This is a genomic window from Nonomuraea sp. NPDC050547 (assembly GCF_044457345.1).
In the GTDB taxonomy this organism is placed as follows: Bacteria; Actinomycetota; Actinomycetes; order Streptosporangiales; family Streptosporangiaceae; genus Nonomuraea.
In genome coordinates this window covers 370486-388623 of the sequence record NZ_JBITGW010000010.1, presented here as the reverse complement: position 1 = coordinate 388623, position 18138 = coordinate 370486, and the positions used below count along the sequence as shown (strand labels likewise).

Here is an 18138-nt window from a genome sequence, read left to right as displayed (position 1 = left end):
CCCGTAAAGGCCACCGGGAGTGTCTCTATGCGTAGCGTTCTTTCCATCGGGGCGGCGGCGGTTCTCGCCTTCACCCTCGCACCCGCCCAACCGGCGACCGCCGCGGCGTTGCCGGGGGGCAAGTCCACGTATGTCGTGTCGCAAGGTCATCTCAAGGCGTCCTCCCGGGAGAACTGGGTGCGCCTGGGCAGTTACCGCTTCGCCGCGAACGGCACCGTGACCTCGTCGCTGTACCTGTGGTGGCAGCGCCATCCCGAGGCCAGGCAGGGCACCGGCATGACCCCGGACGCGGGCTGCAGCACCAAGGCGGGCGGCAAGGGCACGCGGGTGCGTACCTGCCAGGTGCTCACCGCGGGCGGCTTCACCGGCGCGCCCGACGAGACCCGCACCGGGACGTACACCGTGTCGGGGAACGTCGTGAGCATCCGGTGGAAGATCGCCCAGACGTGGACGGAGCAGTGGTTCGTGCGCCCCTCCCCCGACGGGAAGCTGGCGCGGCTGGACCTCAAGTCCAGTTCGCTCGCCACCCACGGCTACGCCTACGGCAGCAACGCCGCGCTCGGCACCCGGCGCGCGATGAGCTCGGTGAAGGCCCACCCCGGCGCGCTCCGGCAGGATCTGACGAGCTGGGCGGGCGGCAGGCTCGTGCCCTCCAACAACCAGCCGTTCGGCCACAAGGCCTTCCGCGCCTGCACGACCACGACGAGTTGCCTGACCTATCTGCAGCCCTCCTCCAACGGCGCCTGCCAGAAGGCCGGCGGCTGTCCCAAGTACGGCGGCGGCACCCGTGCGAACGTCAGCTCGATCCAGTACTACCTCACGAAGATCTCCAACTCCGACCGCCGCGACTCGATGTGGCACTGGTGCACGTGCCTGGCGATGGAGCGCGGCCAGTTCTGCTACACCGGCAACTCCCACGTCAAACCACTCATGCAGATCATCGACGACAAGGGCGCCTTCCGCGGATGGGTCGGGGCGGAAGCCTCGTTCTCCACCGGCGCGCGAGGGGCGGACATGCTGGCGGTCTTCCGCATCAGCGACTTCCGCTGATGGCCCGCACGCCGCATGACAGCTTCCACGATCTCGCGCTGCCGCCGGACCTCGACCCCGGCCGCAACAAGGGCGACCAGATCAAGGAGATTCTGGAGCTCATGGTGCGCGCCCTGCCGCCGGGCACGCTGCTGCCCTCGGAACGCTCGATCGCCGAGCGCTACCAGGTGGCCAGGGGAACGGTCCGGCAGAAGATCCAGGAACTCGTCATGCTGGGCGTGATCCGGCGCTCCAGCGGTTCCGGCACGTACGTCGCCGAGCCGAAACTGCAGCAGGGCACCACGATGGCCTCCTTCAGCGAGGAGATGCGGGCCCGGGGCAGGATCCCGGCCGCCCGCATCCTGTCGGCCCGCACCCGCCGGGCCGGCGCCGCCCTCGCCGAACGGCTCGGCGTCGACCCAGGCGAACGCGTCGTCGACCTGCGCAGACTCCGCTCCGCCGACGGCACTCCCATCGCCATCGAGCACACCCATCTGTCCGCGCGCCGCTTCCCCGGCCTGCAGCGCGTCCTGCGCGATGACATGTCCCTGTACGCCACGCTCGGCGAGCGCTGGGACGTGCGGGTGGAGCGGGCCGTGCACCGGGTCTCCGCGATCGCGCTGGGCGAGCAGGAGGCGGCCCTGCTCGGCGCGGCCCCCGCGTCGCCCTCCTTTCTGGTGGAACGGCAGGCCTGGGACCGGCACGGCGCCGTGGTCGAATGGGGACGCTCCACCTACCGCGGCGACTTCTACGACATCGTCTTCGAAGTAGGCACCTGACACGTGCGGTGTCGCGTCAGAGACCGCGTCAGGGCGGCGACGGCCCGGTATCAGAGCGGTCGACGAGAGTGAACGACATGAACGGGGCACCGTTCGCCAGAGACTTCACTCCAAGGAGCAGAACATCATGTTCGTCACCCTCACCGACCAGGACAAGCTGACCCTCCGCCTCGCCGCCTGGGGCGCCGTTTCCCTGATGTCCGCCGCCGGAGCCGCCGGTTCCGCCCACAAGGCCGCCACCCACGGCTCCATCGCCCTGACCTCCGCGACCGGCCAGGTCGGGCACGTGATCACCAAAGCGCCCAAGGGTGTGAAGTACGGCAAGACCGTCGCCGAACTCGCCGACCGGGTGCTCCCCGCCTTGACCGCCGCCATGAACCTGCTCAGGCAGCAGGATCCGGCCGAGGCCGACAACTTCCGGCGTACCGTCATCGTCGCCGCCGAAGCGGCCACGCGGGCCCAGAAGGGCCCCAGCCCCACCATGGCCGAGATGACCCGCAAGATCACCGAGGCCCTGGACGCCGCCTGACGGTCCCCGTGACTCAACCGGCGGCGACCCCGCTCATGACCACCCCGGCCAGCCGGACGGCGGCGGCCTCGGAGGGCAGGCCCGCGGCGGCCGACAGCGCGTGGAGGCAGTAGCGAGCGAGTTCGGCGGCGGGCACGTCCGCCCTGAACTCCCCGGTCCCCGCCCCCTCCTCCAGCAGAGCGCGGACGAGGTCGGCGAGATGTCGCTGGGCGTGCGCCGGGTGCCCGTCGCGGTGCAGGAGCGCGCCCAGGTCGGGGCCGTGTTCCCCGCGCCGCCGGAGGATGCTCGCGTACGCGGCCAGCACCGCCTCCAGCCGGCGGCCCGCCTCGCCCGGCCGGCCGGCGATCTCGGTGAGCTGCTGGAGATGGGCGGCGACCTGCCGCTCGTGCCAGGCGGACAGGATCGATTCCACGTCGGCGAAGTACTTGTAGACCGTGGCCCGGCCGATGGCCGCCCGCTCGGCGATCTGCGCCATCGTGACGGACATCAGCCCGCGCTCGACGACCAGCGCCCAGGCCGCGTCCAGAATCGCGTCCCGCACGGCGGCCCGGTGCGCCTCGATGGTCTCGTTCCACAGTTTGGGCACCGCTCAAGCATACGGGACGACAAGGTCGTGACAGATGTCTCCTATAGCGACATACTGTCTCGCAAAAAGGAGAACGACATGTCTTCCCAGACCCCGCCACCGGCGCCGAAGTGGGTGAAGATCTCTGGGATCGTCGCGGCCATCCTGCTCGTGGCGTTCCTCATCGCCCAGGTCCTCGGCGTCGGCGGCGAACACGGCCCCGGCCGCCACGCCTCCCCCGCGCACGCGGCGACCCTCGCGGAGCTCCGCCCGTGATGCCGCCCCGCCTGCGCAAACTCATCCTGACCACGCACATCGCCTCCTCCGTCGGATGGCTCGGCGCGGTCCTCGCCTACCTGGCCCTCGACGTCACGGCCGCGTTCGGCACGGACATCCCGGCGGTGCGCGGCGCCTACGCGGGCATGGACGTGCTCGTCAGGTTCGCGATCGTGCCCCTGGCCGGTGCCTCCGTCGTGATCGGGCTGGTCAACGCCCTGGGGACACCGTGGGGGTTACTGCGCCACTACTGGGTCCTGGTGAAGCTCATCCTCACCGTCGTGGCCTCGGTCGTCCTGCTGATCGAAAGCCGGACGGTGCGCGCCCTCACCGCATCGGCGCTGAGCGACGCCGACCCGCGCCTCCTGCCCGCGACGCTGCCCCATTCGATCGGGGGCGCGACGGTGCTGGTCATCGCGACGATCCTGTCCGTCTACAAGCCGCGCGGCCTGACACGGTACGGCTGGCGGCACCGTACCCACCCCCAACGCCTGCGACCGCGGCCCGGATCCTGAGGGCCGGTCGGAAGTTCAGCACCACACACACCTGAACCGTTTCCGCGGCTTGCCTGAGCCGTGCGCACCGTTCCGGGTGGTCCCGGTGCGGCAACGCACCGGGACCACCCGGCGAACAGCGCACCCGGGCACCCGGGCACCCTGCGAGCAGCCCGCCCGGAGCACCCGGCGAGCAGTGCACCGGGGCCACCCGGCGAGCGGCGCAACTCCGTGGTGTGGAGGAGCCGCGCCTGGCCCGGGTGGTTACGGGGCGCTTGCGGCGCGCTGGCGCTGCCTGTCGCGGTAGCGGCGGGCTTTCACGATGCTGCCGCAGCCGCGCATGCTGCACCAGCGGGCCGTGCGGTTGCGCGACTGGTCGTAGAACAGCCATCGGCACTCCGGGTTGTCGCACGACTTCAGCCGCGTCCACGTCTGCGTGAGCACGGCCTCGTGCACGGCGGCCGCGAGCGCCGCGATGACGCCTCCGGCGCCGTCCTCGCGTGGCCGGACGGAGGCGACCATGGAGCCCTGCCACACGTCGAGGCGGACCGAGGCGGCGTGGGGCGCGGTGAGATCGTTGAACGCGTCGACGACCGCGGGAGGCGGCTGCTCGCCCGTGGTGTTGGCCGCGGCCATCTCGCGCAGGGCATCGCGCAGCTTTCGGAGCGCCGACAGGTCGCGTACGGTCATCGGCCGGCCCTTGCCCAGCAAACCCTCGCCGGCCAGCCACGCCGTCGCGGCTTCCACGTCGCCCAGGGCGTCATGGTCGTTGTAGACGTCGTGGGTGTCGACGAACCTGCGCACCACTTCCAGCGCGCCGGGCGCCGCGCCACTGGGGTCATTGCTCACGTCGAAGCCTCCTCGGTCGCACACCCGTCGTCACCATCGTACGCGACTTGACGGTGACGGCCCCCTTGTTTGTCGTCACCATCGTAGCTATGTTGAAGGTGACGACAGACGGGAATCGGCCGCGGAAGTCTTCGGCGAGCCGGAACAGAGGCAACCTGGTGGCCGGCATGCCCACCCGTCACGAACCCGGGTTGCCGGTGATCCGTGCCTCGACGCTCGTGCCGTATCACCGACCCGCATGGGCTTAAGCGTCTTGAGAATCTTCAGCCCTGAAGCCGCGGACGCCGCGGACATCCTGGGCGGCCTGCCACCGGCGGGCGCTCGAGGAAACGGCACGGTCGCGCGTCAGCGTATGCCTGCGCCTTTCTCTTGATGTGAGTTTCGGAAGCGACGACCGGCAAGGAAGGAGCACCCGCATGACGGATTTCACGACGGCACCGCTCACACCCGCGACGTGGAAGGACTTCGAGCAGGTCATGGGCTCGAACGGGGGCGCGCGCGGATGCTGGTGCATGCACTGGCGGCTCTCGTTCAAGGAATGGGAAGCCGGCGCGGGAGACGGCAACCGGAATGCGCTGCGTGAACGCGCGAAACGACAGCCGCCACCCGGCCTGGTGTGTTACCTGGGCGACGAGCCCGTGGGCTGGGTCGGGATCGGCGAACGCCCGGAGTACCCGCGCCTGCGGCGTTCACCGGTCACCAAAGCCCTCGACGCCACGCCGACATGGGTGATCACCTGCTTGTTCGTCCGGCGCGACCACCGCCACCAGCGGCTTCAGGTGAAGATGATCGCCGCCGCGTGCGACTTCGCCGCCGAGAACGGCCGGCACACCGTCGAGGGCTTCCCCGTCGACCCCGTGCCAGGACAGGTCGCGGGCGCGGACAACGCGATGACCGGCATCGCGTCGGCCTTCCGGGAAGCCGGGTTCACCGAAGTGGCCCGCCGCAAGAAGGACCGCCCGGCGATGCGTCGCACCGTCGACGGCACCTGACAGCCACCGCCCGGGGAACATCTCGGTCACGGAATCGGAGAGGTACGGTCGCAGCCCCAGCCCCCGGCGCACGCCTAGCGTCGAGCACCGGAAACGACTCCATGGGAGGACCGGATGCGGGACGCGAGACGGCGCTGGGCGTGGCTGGCAGCGGGAGGACTGCTCTGGCTCCTGGCCGTGCACGGCCGCTACGACATAGCGGTGGCGGCGTGGCTGGCCCCGGTCCTCCTCCTGCGGTTCGTACGGCTGAGCCCGGCTTTCACCGGGCTGCTCCTGGTCTGGGTGGCCTCGGCCGCGGCTGGACTGTTCTGGATGGCCGAGACCGTGGTCCCCATGACCCCGATCACCGTGCTGGGCGTGATCGCGCTGGGCACGCTGACGGTCCTGCCGTACGTCGTGGACCGGCTGCTCGCGCCCGCACCCACGTGGGTGTTCCCGGCGGCCATGGCGGCCTGCGGGTTCCTGATGACGCTCCTCAGCCCGTTCGGCACCGCCTTCGGGGTGCCCGCCGCCACCCAGCACGGCAATCTGGCCCTGCTTCAGGTCGTCACGCTGACCGGGCCGTACGGGGTGAGCTTCCTGATCGGCTGGTTCGCGAGCGTCGCCAACCAGGTCTGGGAGCGGCCTTCGTGGCGGGCACCCGCGGTCTACGCGAGCGTGATGCTGGTCATTCTGATGCTCGGCGGGGCCAGGCTCGCGTTCCTGCCGCCCGGCGGGACGACCGTGCGGGTGGCGGGCATCAGCCCGGACACCTCCAGCACGCGGGAACTGCGTGGCGTCATCGGCGAGAACCCCTCCCCGGCCGAGCAGGCCCAGATGGATCCGGCCATGCTGCGGGCCGCGTACACCAAGATCAACACGAACCTGCTGCTGAGGACGCGGGAGGCCGCGCGCGAGGGGGCGAAGATCGTCGTCTGGTCCGAGCAGGCGGCGAACGTGCTGGCCGGCGACGAACGGGCCTTCCTCGCCGGCGTGGCCGCCACCGCGCGGGAGAACGGGATCTACCTGCAGGCCGCGGTGTCGGTCGGCCGGCCCACGGCCAATCGTGTGTACCTGTTCGACCCCTCGGGCCGGCAGGTCTGGGTGTACGACAAGGCGCATCCCATCCCCGGCCTGGAGAACTACCCGGCGGGTGACGGAGTGGTGCCGGTGACGGCGACGCCGTACGGGCGGCTGGCCACGGTGATCTGCTTCGACGCGGACTTCCCCGAGCTCATGCGGGTGGAGGCGGACATCATGATCGTGCCGGCCCGCGACTGGGCGGAGATCGGCCCGGTCCACAGCCAGAAGGCGCGGCTCCGGGCGATCGAGAACGGTTACTCCATGCTCCGGCAGGCGGAGTTCGGCGTGTCAGGGGCCTTCGACGCGCAGGGGCGGACGCCGGGCGCGCACGACTACGCGGGCGCCGATCGGCACGTGGTGTTCTCCGACGTGCCGACGCGGGGTTCGGCCACGCCGTACCGGGTGATCGGGGATGTCTTCGCCTGGTTGTGCCTGGCCGGTACGGCGCTGCCGATCGTCGTCAGGTTGTGGCGGTACTCGCCGGGCGGGCGCCCGAACCAGCGGGTGAACGCGCGGCGGAACGCGCTGGGCTCGGAGAACCCGAGCCGGTAGGAGAGCGCGTCGATGGTCTCGCCGCCCCGGCGCAGGCTGTCCAGGGCGAGGTCGCGCAGCAGTTCCTCCCGGATCCGGTTGAAGGACGTGCCTTCCTGCCGCAGGAGCCTGCGCATGTGCTGGACGCTGACCGACAGCCGGGCGGCCACGTCCTCGGCGCGGGCCCAGGTGGTCATGTCACCGCGTTCGATGACATTGCGCACCCGGTCGGCGGTCGTGGTGCCGTAGTCGCGGTGCAGGAGCAGGTCGGCCGGGGAACGGCGGATGTAGCTCAGCAGTTCGCGCTCGTCGCGCACGATCGGGGCGCTCAGCCGGCGGGCGTCGAAGCTGAGGGCGGCCGCGGGGGCGTCGAAGTCCGGCGTGCGGCCGAAGATCGGGGTGTACTCGGAGCTGTAGTCCGGTTCGGGGAAGGGCAGTTCCAGGCCGGTGAGCGCGATGCGCTGCGCGATGAGCCAGGCGGGGAAGCGGTGCACGAGGCTGAGCATGATCTCGGCTGCCAGTGGCGGGGTCCGGGTCTCGGCGGTGATCTCGATCCGGGCCGTCGAGCCGTCCACGACGAACCTGCTGCGGGTGTAGCCGGTGGTGATCGCCGCGAACGCGACCAGGCGCTCCAGGGCGGCGCGCAGGTCGGGCGCGTGGATCAGGGCGAGGGCGATCATCCGGAACGTGCCGGGCGGCACCGGTCCGGGGCCGAGGCGCAGCAGTTCGTCGCCGGTGACGTGCCAGAGGTTCCGCATCACGTTCACCGCCTGGTCGCAGTCCACGTGCGTGGCGCTCGCCTGCCGCACCTCGACGCCGGCGGCGGCAGCGGCCGTACGCAGAAAGTGGCCCGGAACCCCATATGTCGACATAAGCCCCCTGAGCTGGACCGTAGCATGCGCGTCGCGGGCGATTACCGCTGCTTGAACCGCTCTCCACGCGGGTGGTCTGCGACGGGTGAGGACAGAACCCTCAGGCTTTGTTCTTCGCGGACCTCCAACGGCGACCTGCCGGGAGAGATCTTTTTCACCGATCATCCGCCTTGGTGATCCAGTCTCATGACGCGAGAGAATCCGGCCTGACGGCATCGCGGCAACTCCCGTCGGCCACAGGCCTTGATCATCGCCGCATTTCCTGGTCATCGCAGGAACCAGCGCGCCGGCAGGATTTTCGCTGATATTCCCTGCGCGATTCAGCGGCTCACCGGATAGACTCCGCCATGAAGGCAACAATCACATTGGCTTCATTCGCCGAGAAAGGCCCTTCCTGGCTCGCCGGGTGGGGTCTTTCTCATGCGCGCCGGCCTTCGGACGCTCATACCGCTAACGTTCAGGCGCCCTCATTCACCGCCGTATACCTTGAGCCGGCCTGATCACGGCGTATGCGCGACGAGAAGGCCCCGCGTCAGCGAATTGCCCGGCAGATCTCGCCGAGCGTGTTTCGCAGCACGTGGCAGACATGGTCGACGGCCCTGGAATCGAGCTCTTTCAGCACGCACAGGCGCACCGCCCGCTCGCCCGTCGCAAGGGCGTTGGCCGAGACCCGCAAACCGGTCGCGGCGGCGTCGGCCCGGATCCGGTCCAGGCCCAGATCCCGCGCCGCGCGTTCGGTGACGGGGGCAACTCGATCGCGTCCAGAGCGGCGATGTGGTGGCGGACCAGGACGTCCTCCCCGGCTTCCTCCGGCAACCCAGGGAAGAGGCCCCGGATGAGTACGTTCATCCAGAGCCTCGGACGGCACCCACCTCTTGGAAAGCCCAGTTGCCCGGCGCCGACGCGTCGGCGCTCCAGTAGATCTCCTCGAGGCCTTCGATGAACCCGGCCTTGGTCACGGTCGTTGTCCTGGTCGAGCCGGTCGAACCCCTTCCGGCTGCCGGCCACGCCATTTCCTTCCCCGGCCTGTAGCTCTCGTCCACGTGCCGACGAGAAACCGGCCGGCCTGGGGGTGCGTCAGACGCGCTGGGCTTCCTGCTCGCGGGCCGGGTCGAGGCCCTTCGCGATCAACCAGATGGCCAGGACCAGGCTTTGAAGCGCCAGTGGCGCGTTGATGGCCAGGTAGACCGGTGTGACGACGTCGGTCAGGCCTACCAGCACCAGGAAGCTGGCCAGCATGGCCGATCCGGCCCCGAGAAGACCCCAGGCGGACAACCAGCGAGGAACAAGCCTCGATCGATACAGAATCCCGAACAGCAGGAGGTCCCCGAGACCCAGCGAGATGATCAGCGCGACGTGGTTGACGAAGTCACGCGCGGTCCGCAGCAGGTCGCCCATGGTCTCCAGGTGAGCCGCGCCGCCCTGGGCGAATTCCTGGCCGAGCACCAGGAACAGGGGCAGGAGAATCACGCCGATGAAATGGAACGTCGCGGCGATCAGCCTGAATCCGAGGAATCCCAGGCTGAGGGCTTCATTCACCTTTCTCAAGGTGGGGTACAGGTAGAGGGCGAACCCGACATAGGCCGGGATCATGATGAACTGGGAAACGGCGCCGACGATGATCTGGTTCTTGTGCGCCGGGATGAGAGCCAGATAGTTCGATTCCTCGATGACGGGAACGACACTCAGCATTCCCGCGATCATGCCCACGATGACCAGCGCGCCGGCCATGGCGGCCGCGCGCCTGTTTACCTTCATAGCACTCTTCTCGTAGACGTCGAAGCAGACTGAACTCACCCTTCACTTACACCGTAAGGGCAAGTGAGGCCGACCTTACCCTTACAGGGTAAGGTTCGCAAGCCGACGGCCTCAGATCGGGCGGCGGGTGGCGGAGGGCAGCTCGCCGTACTTCTGGAAGTAGTGGGCGGCGAAGCGGCTCAGGTGGGGGAAGCCCCACCGCAGCGCCACGTCCGTGACGCTCGTCGACGCGCCGGTTTCGGCGATCGCCCGCAGGTCGGCGTGCGCCTTGGCCAGGCGGACCTCACGCAGGTACGCCATCGGGGTCGTCTGCATGTGCGCACGGAAACTCGCCTGCAGGGTGCGTACGCTGACCCGGGCCGCGGCGGCGATGTCACGCGGCGACACGAGCTCCCCCGCGTGGTCTTCGCAGTAACGGCGAGCTCGCCGGAGCGCCGCCTGACCGGCGAGCGGGGCGGGTTCGGCCACGACGGCGGCGAAGTTCCCGGCGTGCGAGGCGACCATCGTGTGCAGGAGGAACTGCTCCATGTGGTGGGCGGCCAGCGGCGAGGCCGTGAACGACAGCACGCCCTCGGCCAGTCCGCGCAACGCGCCGCCGAACGGGCCGTCGCGGGCGATCTCCGGCTCGAAGACGGGCACGCGCGGGGACGGGCCGCTGAGGTAGTCCGCCAGCGTCCGCTCGACCTGCGCCTGCGGGACCTGGACGATGAGGATCTCGTGGTTGACGCTCCAGTTCATGACGGGCCGCTGCCCCGGGCCGATGACGGTGATCGGGCTGCAGAGCTCGCGCCGGTCCACGCTCAGCCGCCCGTGGCCACGCAGCGGCACGTGGATGTAGAAGTCCCGCAGGTCGCGCACGCTCACGCTGATCTCCGCCCCGTAGGCGAGCGTCTGCATCGTGAGCGTCCCCCGGTGCAGCGGCCGGTAGCGCGCGCCGTCCGGGCTGAGTTCGCGCACCTTCAGCCGATGCGGCGCGAAATGCCGCGTGACCAGGTCATGCATCTCATCGACCAGCACGTGGCCCCCCTTATGCCGATGGCGCATATCCTGCCGTTTTCGGAACACGGGTGGAAGCCAGTTGTCTATCCGTAATGCGCGATTACGGACGCGGTTGGCGGATACCCTGCCATGTCGCGCTCGGGCATGGTGGTTCAGGCGGGGAAGCGGGGGCTCCCGCGCACCGACCACCACGGAGAAAGCCATGAGCGCGCACATTCAGACCTTCCACCTGGATATCCCGGACGCCGCCGTCGATGACCTGATCGAACGGCTCGGCCGTACCCGATGGCCTGACGCGATGCCGGGACTGGGGCACGGCATCGCCCAGGAGCGGGTCAGGGAACTGGCCGAATACTGGCGCGCCGGCTACGACTGGCGGGCCGCCGAGGCGCGGCTGAACCGGCTGCCGCAGTTCGTCACGGAGATCGACGGGCAGCGCATCCACTACGCGCACGTGCGCTCCAGCCGCGACGACGCGCTGCCACTGTTGATCACCCACGGCTATCCGAGTTCGTTCGCCGAGTTCGAGAAGCTCGTCCCCCTCCTGCTGGAGCGCGGCTTCGACCTGGTCATCCCGTCGTTACCCGGGTTCGGCTTCTCGGCTCCGGTGCGCGAGCCGGGCTGGGCGATGGGCCGCACCGCGCGGGCGTGGGCGTCGCTGATGGCCGCGCTCGGCCATTACCGGTACGGCGTGCACGGTGGTGACGTGGGCGCGGGGATCTCCGGAGCCCTCGGCGCGCTGGACGGCGAGCACGTGGCCGGCATCCATCTCGTCACCGACCCGTACACCGCCGCGGCCACCGCGACGTTCCTGCCGTGGGTCTCCCAGAGGCTGAATCCGGACGACGAGGTCGACAAGCTGGCTCTGAGCCGCATGGAGGAGTTCAGGAAGGAAGACTCCGGCTATCTGGCCATCCAGAACACGCGCCCGCTGACGCTGGGCTTCGGGCTGACCGACTCGCCGGTGCTCCAGCTCGCGTGGATCGCCGAGAGCTTCGACGCCTGGACCGACCTGCCGATCGACATCGATCAGCTGATCACCAACGTCAGCATCTACTGGTTCACCGGCACGGGCCCGTCGGCCGCCCGGTTCCTGTACGAGCAGTACCATGCCTCGGACTGGGGCGCGCCGCCCACCGTGCCCCAGGGATACTCGGTCTTCGGCGCCGACCCGACCGTACGCCGCCTGCTGGAGCCCGCCGAGGACGTGCACTGGGTCGAGCACGAGCGCGGGCGCCACTTCCCGGCCATGGAGGCGCCCGAGCAGCTCGCCGCGGACCTGTCGGGCTTCTTCGACCGGCTCAGATGACGCCCGCCCCCCGGTCCGTGATCGTGACCTCGTGCTCCCATGCCGAGCGCGGCTGGAGATGCAGGCGCCAGTAGTGCTCGGCGATGTCCGCGGGGTCGAACGCGGTCCCGGCGGCGACCACGCCGCCCACCGTGATACTCGCCACGTGCACGCCCGCCGGGCCGTACTCCTCGTCGAGTGCGGCCACGAGCGTGCGGATCCCGGCCTTGCCCAGTGACAGGCTGAGGTACCCGGCCTTGGGCTCCGGCATCCCGCCGGTGATCAGGAACGTGCCGCCGCCGGACCGTCCCATATCGGGCAGCACGCGCGCGGCCGTGACCAGTGCGCCGCCCACGTTCACCGCCCACCTGCCCAGATGGCCGTCGAGCGACAGCTCCCCGGGCCGGTCGGGCCGGATCACCGCCGCGTTGTAGACCACCACCTCCGGCACGCCCCGCTCGGCCAAGATCGTGTCCAGGGCCGCGCGCAGGCGGTTCTCGTCGCCCGCGTCGGCCGTGGCGGTCAGCACCTCCGCCTCGCCGCCCACCGCCGCGGCGACCGCCCGTACCGTCTGCTCGCCGCGCGCGACCAGCGCCACGGACCGGCCCTCGCGGGCGAACCTGCGCGCCACCGCCTGCCCGATCCCCGGACCTGCGCCGACAATCACCACTCCGGACATAAGACACTCCTCCTTCGCGTTGGCACGGACACTAAGGCGTCACACCCATGTGAAGGTCAACGGAGGAGCCCGTGCGCATCAGCGACCTGTCCGAGCGATCCGGCGTCAGCCGGCGGCTGCTGCGCTACTACGAGGAGCAAGGCCTCCTCCATCCGGTACGGCAGGCCAACGGCTACCGCGACTACGACGAATCCGACGTCGTGGCCGTCCGGCACATCCGCCTGCTCCTGGAGGCCGGGCTGCCGACCGTGGTGATCGGCCGGCTGCTGCGGTGCGTGCACGACGACGGCGGCAAGGCCGTACCGGCGCCGTGCCCCGGCATGGTGAACCAGCTCCGCCGCGAACGCGCCAGGATCGCCGAGACGATCGACAAACTGCGGACCTCCCAGCGGGCCTTGGACGGACTCCTGGCCGACACCCTGGGCGCCTTCGCCCGTCCAGGGATCTAGCGCGAACGAACCGTGGAGCCCTGCCGGAGGTGGCACGGCACGGTGGCCCCTCAGGAACCGGGCAGGTCCAGGGAGGCGAGCCTGGCCGGGTCGGTCACGATCGTGATGGCCGTGATCCGGCCCTCGGCGACGGTGAACGCCATGACCGAGAGCGGGGCGCCGTCCTCCCGCCACGAGACGATGCCGGGCCGGCCGTTGACGAGCACGTCACGTCCCCGCGCCGCCGCGGTGGCCGACAGCCGTGCTCCGGCGGCGACCTTGGTGGCGCCGAGGACGACGACCACGCCGTCGGCGGTGTCGACGGTCAGCTTCACCTCGGGGTCGAGCACGCGCAGCAACCCCTCGAAGTCGCCGTGCCGGGTCGCCGCCAGGAAGGCCTGGACCACCTCCCGCTGTTCGCGTCTGGCTTCGGGCGGCCGCCCGGTCGCCTGTACCTTCCTGCGGGCGCGGCTGGCGAGCATCTTGGTGGCGTCGGCGGACTTGCCGAGGATCTGGCCGATCTCCTCGAACGGCACCGCGAACAGGTCGTGCAGCACGAACGCCAGCCGCTCCCCCGGCTTGAGCGAGTCCAGGACGACGAGCAGCGCCAGCCCGACCGAGTCGGCGAGCGCCGCGTCGTCGTCCGGCGCGGGGCCGTCGTCGGCCGTCACGACGAGGTCGGGCAGCCGGTCGTCGTAGGCCGCCTCGGGGCGGGTCTGGCGTGCTCGCAGGACGTCGAGGCTGATCCGGCCGACCACCGTGGTGAGCCAGCCGGCCAGGTTGCCGATGGCCGCCGTGTCCTGGCGGGCGAGCCGGAGCCAGGCCTCCTGAACCGCGTCCTCGGCGTCGGCGTGCGAGCCGAGGACCCGGTAGGCGAGCGCGCGCAGCCGGCCGCGCTGGGCTTCGAACACGTCGGCCACCAGGCTGGAGTCGGTCACCTCGGCACCTTTCCCGGATCAGCGGCGCTGCTGGCGGAGGGAGATCCGGTTGCCGTCCGGGTCCACCGCCTCGATGCGAACGCCGAAAGGGTAGTCCACCGGCTCGGGCGCGTCGAAGCTCACGCCTCGCCGGCGGAAGACCTCGAAGTCCTTCCTCAGGTCGTCCGACTCGAGGATGAGCGGGCCGGGCGCGGCGCCCGGCTCGGCCGGTTGTCCCGAGGCGGGCGCGTGCTTCCAAAGAATGATCTTGACGGGGTTTCCGGGGACGCCCACGGTGAGGAAACGTCCGTCAGGGCCCGGATAGTCGGCGTGCTTCTCCAGTCCGAGCCCTTCGGTGTAGAACGTCAGCGCGCGGTCCTGGTCGGTGACGTAGACCGTCACGTACATGATGGTGGTCAGCATCCTGTTCTCAGCTCCCTTGAAGGTCGACGAGTCGTCGGCTGTATGACGGGAGCGGGCGGGAGGAGGTAACAGATCAGCCGCGCCACCACTTCTGATTCGCGCCGCCGTGGCACTCGTACTGGATCGGCGCCGCCCCGCTGCCGCCCCGGTCCTTGACGTCCACGCACTTGCGGTGGACGAGCGCGCCGCCGCCGTAGTCGACGGCGAGCCGTCCTTGGGCGGCGTCGAACCAGGCGCCGGCGAAACGCTCGCCGAGCCGGGGTGGCGGACTCGGCGTGAGAGCGCTCTCTCGCTGTGAGCTTCACAGCCACTTCACTCGAAGTCAATGCGGCGGGACACGCTCAGCGGGCGGCGAGGTTGATGTAGACGCCCTTGACCTCCGTGTAGACCTCCAGCGCGTACGCCCCCATCTCCCGGCCGAAACCGCTGCTCTTGAAGCCGCCCCACGGCGCCGCCGGGTCGGGGGTGTGGAGCATGTTGACGAAGACCGTTCCGGCTCGGATGTCGGCCGCCAGCCGGTGGGCCGTGGTCAGGTCGTCGGTCCAGATGGAGGCGGCCAGGCCGTAGGAGCTGTCGTTGGCGCGCTCGGCGAGTTCGGCCGGGTCGTCGTAGGTGAGGACGGACATCACCGGGCCGAAGATCTCCTCCCTGGCGATGCTCATGTCGTCGGCGACCCCGGCGAAGACGGTGGGCCGGTAGAAGTAGCCGGGACCGTCCACCCGGGCGCCGCCGGTCAGCAGGGAGGCGCCCGCGGCCACGCCCTCGCGTACGCGGCGGTCGACCTGGTCCAGGTGTTCCGCACTGATCAGGGGACCGAAGGCGACCTGCCCGGCCAGGTCGGCGGCTCGTTCCGTGAACTCGGCGGCCCGGCGGGCGTCGACGTAGAAGCGTGAGTACGCCGCGCACACCTGGCCGCTGTTGAACATCGCGCCCTGAACGCACCCGGTCACGGCCCGTTCCATGTCGGCGTCGGCCGCGACGATCACCGGGGTCTTGCCGCCGAGTTCGAGGGTGACGCGGGCCAGGTTGCCCGCCGAGGCCCGCAGGATGCTGCGGCCGGTCTCGGTGGAGCCGGTGAACGACACCTTGTCCACGCCGGGGTGGGCGGCCAGGGCCGCGCCGGTATCGGGGCCGCCGGTCAGGAGGTTGACGACTCCGGCGGGGAATCCGGCCTGCTCGCACAGTTCCATCAGCTTCAGCGCGGTCAGCGGCGTCTGCTCGGCCGGTTTGATCACGACCGTGTTGCCGCAGGCGAGCGCCGGTGCGAGCTTCCAGGCGAGGATCATGAGCGGGAAGTTCCAGGGCGTGATGAGCGCGCAGACGCCCACCGGTTCGCGGCGGGTGTAGTGCAGGACGTCGGGCAGCGACACCGGGATCGTCGCGCCCTCGATCTTGGTGGCCCAGCCGGCGAAGTAGCGGAAGTGCTCGGCGGTGCCCCGGACGGAGATCTCCCGCGCGACGCCGGGCGGCTGGCCCTGGTCGTGGCTCTCCAGGCGGGCCAGTTCGTCGTCGTGGGCCTCGATCAGGTCGGCCAGGTGCCACAGCAGGCGGCCGCGCGCCGACGGGGACATGCGCGCCCAGGCGGGGTCGTGCAGCGCCGTCCGGGCCGCGGCCACGGCGTCGCCGACGTCGGCCGCACCGGCGGCGGCGACCGTGCCCAGTTCGGCGCCGGTCGCCGGGTCGAGGGTGGCGAACTCGCGGCCGTCGGCCGCCGGGCGCCACGTGCCGCCGATGAACAGCCGGCCCGGGGTGCGCAGCCGGGGCGGAGAGGAGCCCTCCAGTGTGATCGTCATGACCTGAGCATGAACGCGAGGCGCCGATCGCGCCTTGTCCGGGAGCGTCCATTCGTTGCCTGTTCATGTACGGTTTCCTATATGAGGCTCCGGACGAGCGACGTCCCGGCGCAGGATCGCGAAGAGCTCTGGCGGCACACGGTCGCGCGCTCCTTCGTCCCGCTCGACTTCGCGTTCCGGCGGGGCTGCTCCGGCGAGATCACCGGCCGCAGGATCGGCCACATCCTCGTCACCGAGGTGAGCGCCGGGTCCCACCGCGCCGAACGCACCGACCGGCACATCAGGAGCTCGGCCGGCCCCGGTTTCTACAAGCTGAGCCTGCCGGTCAGCGGCCGGGTGCGGATCCGGCAGGACGGCCGCGACACTCCCCTGCTGCCCGGCGACCTCACGATCTACGACACGAGCCGGCCGTACCAGGTCGTCTTCGACGGGACGTGCAGGGTGATCGTGGTGATGTTCCCGCACGGCGAGCTGCGCCTGCCGCAGCGGGCGATGCGCGAGGTCACCGCGCGGCGGATCGCGGGCGGGCGAGGGCTGGGCGGCGTGGTCTGCCCGCTGCTGGTGAACCTGGCCGGTCACCTGGACGAGATCGGCGGCGCGCCCGCGGCGCGACTGGCCGACAACGTCGTCGACCTCGTCGCCACGCTGTACGCGTCCCGCCTGGGCGAACACGCCACCGCTCCGGCGCCGCTGCTGCGCGAGCGGGTCAAGGCGGTCATCGCGGCACGCCTCCGCGACCCCGGGCTCCGGCCGGAGACGATCGCCGCGGCCTGCCACATCTCCCCCGGATACCTGCACAAGCTGTTTCGCGCCGAGGGCGTCACGGTGTCGAGGTACATCCGCGACCTGCGCCTGGAGCGCTGCCGCCGCGACCTGCTCGACCCCGGCTCAGGCGAGGTGGCGGTGCGCGCCATCGGCGCGCGCTGGGGGTTCACGGACGCCGCGCACTTCAGCCGCGTGTTCAAGGCGGGGTACGGGCTGGCGCCCCACGAGTACCGGCTCAGCCGCCACGCGGGCGAATGGTGAAGTCGAAGGCCAGCGTGCCCGGGTCGAGCAGGGTGGTGCCGCCGTCGACGGTCAGCACCGCCCCGTTGACGTAGGAGGCAGCGCCGCTCAGCAGCCACACCACGGCGGCGGCCGCCTCCTCAGGAGCGGCGGGCCGGCGCTGGGGCACCAGCCTGGTGATCTCGGCGTAGGCCTCCTCGCGGTCGAGCCCCAGCGGCTGCCCGAACTCGCGCATCTCCTCGTCGGCCATCTCGGTGCGCACCCAGCCGGGACAGACGACGTTCGCCCGCACGCCCTGGGGGCCGAAGTCGGCGGCGATCGTCTGGGTGAGCATCGTGAGCCCGGCCTTGGAGGCGGCGTAGGCCGAAGCGCCCGCGGGCGCGCGCAGCGCCGCGATGGAGCTCACCGCGACGAACGCCCCCGACGCGGCGATGAGGTGCGGCAGCGCCGCCCGCGCCAGCAGGTAGCCGGAGGTGAGGTTCGTGCGCAGGCTGGTCTCCCAGTCCTCGGGCGTCAGCGTGAGCACGGTGCCCGAGCGCATCACCCCGGCGTTGGCCACCACGCCGTCCAGCCGCCCGAAGGTCGCGACCACCTCGGCGACGAGCGCGCCGACGTCCTGCTCGGAGGTGACGTCGGCGACGATCGGCAGCGCGCCGGTCTCCGCCGCGACCCGGTCCAGGGCCGACCTGCGCCGCCCGCAGATCACGACCCGCGTTCCGGCGTCCGCCGCTCTGGCCACGGCCGCGCCGATGCCGCTCCCGCCGCCCGTGACGATCACCACGTGTGACACGGCCCCGAGATTATCGCAAATCCTATACGAGCACTACTTACACGGACTTAACATCCATTACCCTAAAGTGCTAGGAGACT

Annotated in this window: 20 protein-coding genes and 1 pseudogene; 10 read left to right on the top strand and 11 right to left on the bottom strand. The window is 70.7% G+C overall.

Features of this window, described 5'->3' with window-relative positions; translation table 11 throughout:
• Positions 1 to 27: 27 nt before the first annotated feature.
• The 3 genes from ACIBHY_RS26515 to ACIBHY_RS26505 all read left to right on the top strand — a co-directional run bounded on the left by ACIBHY_RS26515 (position 28) and on the right by ACIBHY_RS26505 (position 2337).
• Positions 28 to 1050, top strand: coding sequence for a hypothetical protein (locus ACIBHY_RS26515; RefSeq protein ID WP_397250812.1), 1023 nt, complete (start codon positions 28 to 30; stop codon positions 1048 to 1050).
• Positions 1050 to 1808 carry a GntR family transcriptional regulator gene (locus tag ACIBHY_RS26510; protein ID WP_397250814.1) on the top strand — a complete coding sequence of 253 codons (759 nt, stop codon included), beginning with the start codon at positions 1050 to 1052 and terminating at the stop codon, positions 1806 to 1808. Before ACIBHY_RS26515 ends, ACIBHY_RS26510 begins: the two co-directional genes overlap by 1 nt.
• A gap of 127 nt (positions 1809 to 1935) precedes the next feature.
• A complete protein-coding gene (locus tag ACIBHY_RS26505; RefSeq protein WP_397250816.1) occupies positions 1936 to 2337 on the top strand; it encodes a hypothetical protein in 402 nt (133 codons plus the stop codon).
• Positions 2338 to 2350: 13 nt separating this feature from the next.
• Here the strand turns inward: ACIBHY_RS26505 and ACIBHY_RS26500 are convergent, their stop codons facing one another.
• Positions 2351 to 2923 (bottom strand): TetR/AcrR family transcriptional regulator, encoded by a 573-nt coding sequence (locus ACIBHY_RS26500; protein ID WP_397250818.1) that lies wholly within the window; start codon positions 2921 to 2923, stop codon positions 2351 to 2353.
• A gap of 78 nt (positions 2924 to 3001) precedes the next feature.
• Between ACIBHY_RS26500 and ACIBHY_RS26495 the strand changes: the two genes are divergently transcribed.
• Together ACIBHY_RS26495 and ACIBHY_RS26490 are read left to right on the top strand one after the other, a co-directional pair.
• Complete coding sequence (locus ACIBHY_RS26495) at positions 3002 to 3178, top strand: hypothetical protein (RefSeq protein WP_397308001.1); 177 nt, start codon at positions 3002 to 3004, stop codon at positions 3176 to 3178.
• Positions 3175 to 3693, top strand: coding sequence for a hypothetical protein (locus tag ACIBHY_RS26490; protein WP_397308000.1), 519 nt, complete (start codon positions 3175 to 3177; stop codon positions 3691 to 3693). The genes ACIBHY_RS26495 and ACIBHY_RS26490 overlap by 4 nt, the downstream gene beginning before the upstream one ends.
• Positions 3694 to 3936: 243 nt before the next feature.
• On the opposite strand, the gene ACIBHY_RS26485 is transcribed toward ACIBHY_RS26490, so the two are convergent.
• Positions 3937 to 4521 carry a CGNR zinc finger domain-containing protein gene (locus ACIBHY_RS26485; protein WP_397307999.1) on the bottom strand — a complete coding sequence of 195 codons (585 nt, stop codon included), beginning with the start codon at positions 4519 to 4521 and terminating at the stop codon, positions 3937 to 3939.
• A gap of 416 nt (positions 4522 to 4937) precedes the next feature.
• On the opposite strand from ACIBHY_RS26485, the gene ACIBHY_RS26480 reads away from it, so the two are divergent.
• Positions 4938 to 5513 (top strand): GNAT family N-acetyltransferase, encoded by a 576-nt coding sequence (locus ACIBHY_RS26480; RefSeq protein WP_397250826.1) that lies wholly within the window; start codon positions 4938 to 4940, stop codon positions 5511 to 5513.
• 114 nt (positions 5514 to 5627) lie between these two features.
• Positions 5628 to 6857 (top strand): annotated as a pseudogene (locus ACIBHY_RS26475) (nitrilase-related carbon-nitrogen hydrolase); the annotation flags it as partial.
• A 50-nt stretch (positions 6858 to 6907) separates the two neighbouring features.
• On the opposite strand, the gene ACIBHY_RS26470 reads toward ACIBHY_RS26475, so the two are convergent.
• From ACIBHY_RS26470 to ACIBHY_RS26455, 4 genes are all read right to left on the bottom strand, one after another.
• Positions 6908 to 7978: an AraC family transcriptional regulator ligand-binding domain-containing protein gene (locus ACIBHY_RS26470; RefSeq protein WP_397307998.1), complete on the bottom strand. Its 1071-nt coding sequence runs from the start codon at positions 7976 to 7978 to the stop codon at positions 6908 to 6910.
• A gap of 845 nt (positions 7979 to 8823) precedes the next feature.
• Positions 8824 to 9021 (bottom strand): hypothetical protein, encoded by a 198-nt coding sequence (locus tag ACIBHY_RS26465; protein ID WP_397307996.1) that lies wholly within the window; start codon positions 9019 to 9021, stop codon positions 8824 to 8826.
• Positions 9022 to 9055: 34 nt separating this feature from the next.
• The gene (locus ACIBHY_RS26460; protein ID WP_397307995.1) at positions 9056 to 9709 is read right to left on the bottom strand and encodes a DUF4386 domain-containing protein; all 654 of its coding nucleotides are present in this window, start codon (positions 9707 to 9709) and stop codon (positions 9056 to 9058) included.
• 138 nt (positions 9710 to 9847) lie between these two features.
• Positions 9848 to 10753: an AraC family transcriptional regulator gene (locus tag ACIBHY_RS26455; RefSeq protein WP_397250832.1), complete on the bottom strand. Its 906-nt coding sequence runs from the start codon at positions 10751 to 10753 to the stop codon at positions 9848 to 9850.
• A gap of 184 nt (positions 10754 to 10937) precedes the next feature.
• Between ACIBHY_RS26455 and ACIBHY_RS26450 the strand changes: the two genes are divergently transcribed.
• Positions 10938 to 12044 carry an epoxide hydrolase family protein gene (locus ACIBHY_RS26450; RefSeq protein WP_397250834.1) on the top strand — a complete coding sequence of 369 codons (1107 nt, stop codon included), beginning with the start codon at positions 10938 to 10940 and terminating at the stop codon, positions 12042 to 12044.
• Here the strand turns inward: ACIBHY_RS26450 and ACIBHY_RS26445 are convergent.
• Positions 12037 to 12702: an SDR family NAD(P)-dependent oxidoreductase gene (locus ACIBHY_RS26445; RefSeq protein WP_397250837.1), complete on the bottom strand. Its 666-nt coding sequence runs from the start codon at positions 12700 to 12702 to the stop codon at positions 12037 to 12039. The genes ACIBHY_RS26450 and ACIBHY_RS26445 overlap by 8 nt on opposite strands.
• 71 nt (positions 12703 to 12773) lie before the next feature.
• Here ACIBHY_RS26445 and ACIBHY_RS26440 point away from each other — a divergent pair, with 71 nt between their 5' ends.
• Positions 12774 to 13151 (top strand): MerR family transcriptional regulator, encoded by a 378-nt coding sequence (locus ACIBHY_RS26440; RefSeq protein WP_397250840.1) that lies wholly within the window; start codon positions 12774 to 12776, stop codon positions 13149 to 13151.
• A 50-nt stretch (positions 13152 to 13201) separates the two neighbouring features.
• Here the strand turns inward: ACIBHY_RS26440 and ACIBHY_RS26435 are convergent, their stop codons facing one another.
• The 3 genes from ACIBHY_RS26435 to ACIBHY_RS26425 all read right to left on the bottom strand — a co-directional run bounded on the left by ACIBHY_RS26435 (position 13202) and on the right by ACIBHY_RS26425 (position 16263).
• A complete protein-coding gene (locus ACIBHY_RS26435; protein WP_397307994.1) occupies positions 13202 to 14068 on the bottom strand; it encodes a sigma-70 family RNA polymerase sigma factor in 867 nt (288 codons plus the stop codon).
• Positions 14069 to 14086: 18 nt separating this feature from the next.
• Positions 14087 to 14470: a VOC family protein gene (locus ACIBHY_RS26430; RefSeq protein ID WP_397307993.1), complete on the bottom strand. Its 384-nt coding sequence runs from the start codon at positions 14468 to 14470 to the stop codon at positions 14087 to 14089.
• 341 nt (positions 14471 to 14811) lie between these two features.
• Positions 14812 to 16263 carry an aldehyde dehydrogenase family protein gene (locus tag ACIBHY_RS26425; RefSeq protein WP_397250846.1) on the bottom strand — a complete coding sequence of 484 codons (1452 nt, stop codon included), beginning with the start codon at positions 16261 to 16263 and terminating at the stop codon, positions 14812 to 14814.
• An 81-nt stretch (positions 16264 to 16344) separates the two neighbouring features.
• On the opposite strand from ACIBHY_RS26425, the gene ACIBHY_RS26420 reads away from it, so the two are divergent.
• Complete coding sequence (locus ACIBHY_RS26420) at positions 16345 to 17289, top strand: helix-turn-helix domain-containing protein (protein ID WP_397307992.1); 945 nt, start codon at positions 16345 to 16347, stop codon at positions 17287 to 17289.
• On the opposite strand, the gene ACIBHY_RS26415 is transcribed toward ACIBHY_RS26420, so the two are convergent.
• Positions 17264 to 18058, bottom strand: a complete 795-nt coding sequence (locus tag ACIBHY_RS26415) for an SDR family NAD(P)-dependent oxidoreductase (protein ID WP_397250850.1) — start codon at positions 18056 to 18058, stop codon at positions 17264 to 17266. The genes ACIBHY_RS26420 and ACIBHY_RS26415 overlap by 26 nt on opposite strands.
• Between the last annotated feature and the right edge of the window lie 80 nt (positions 18059 to 18138).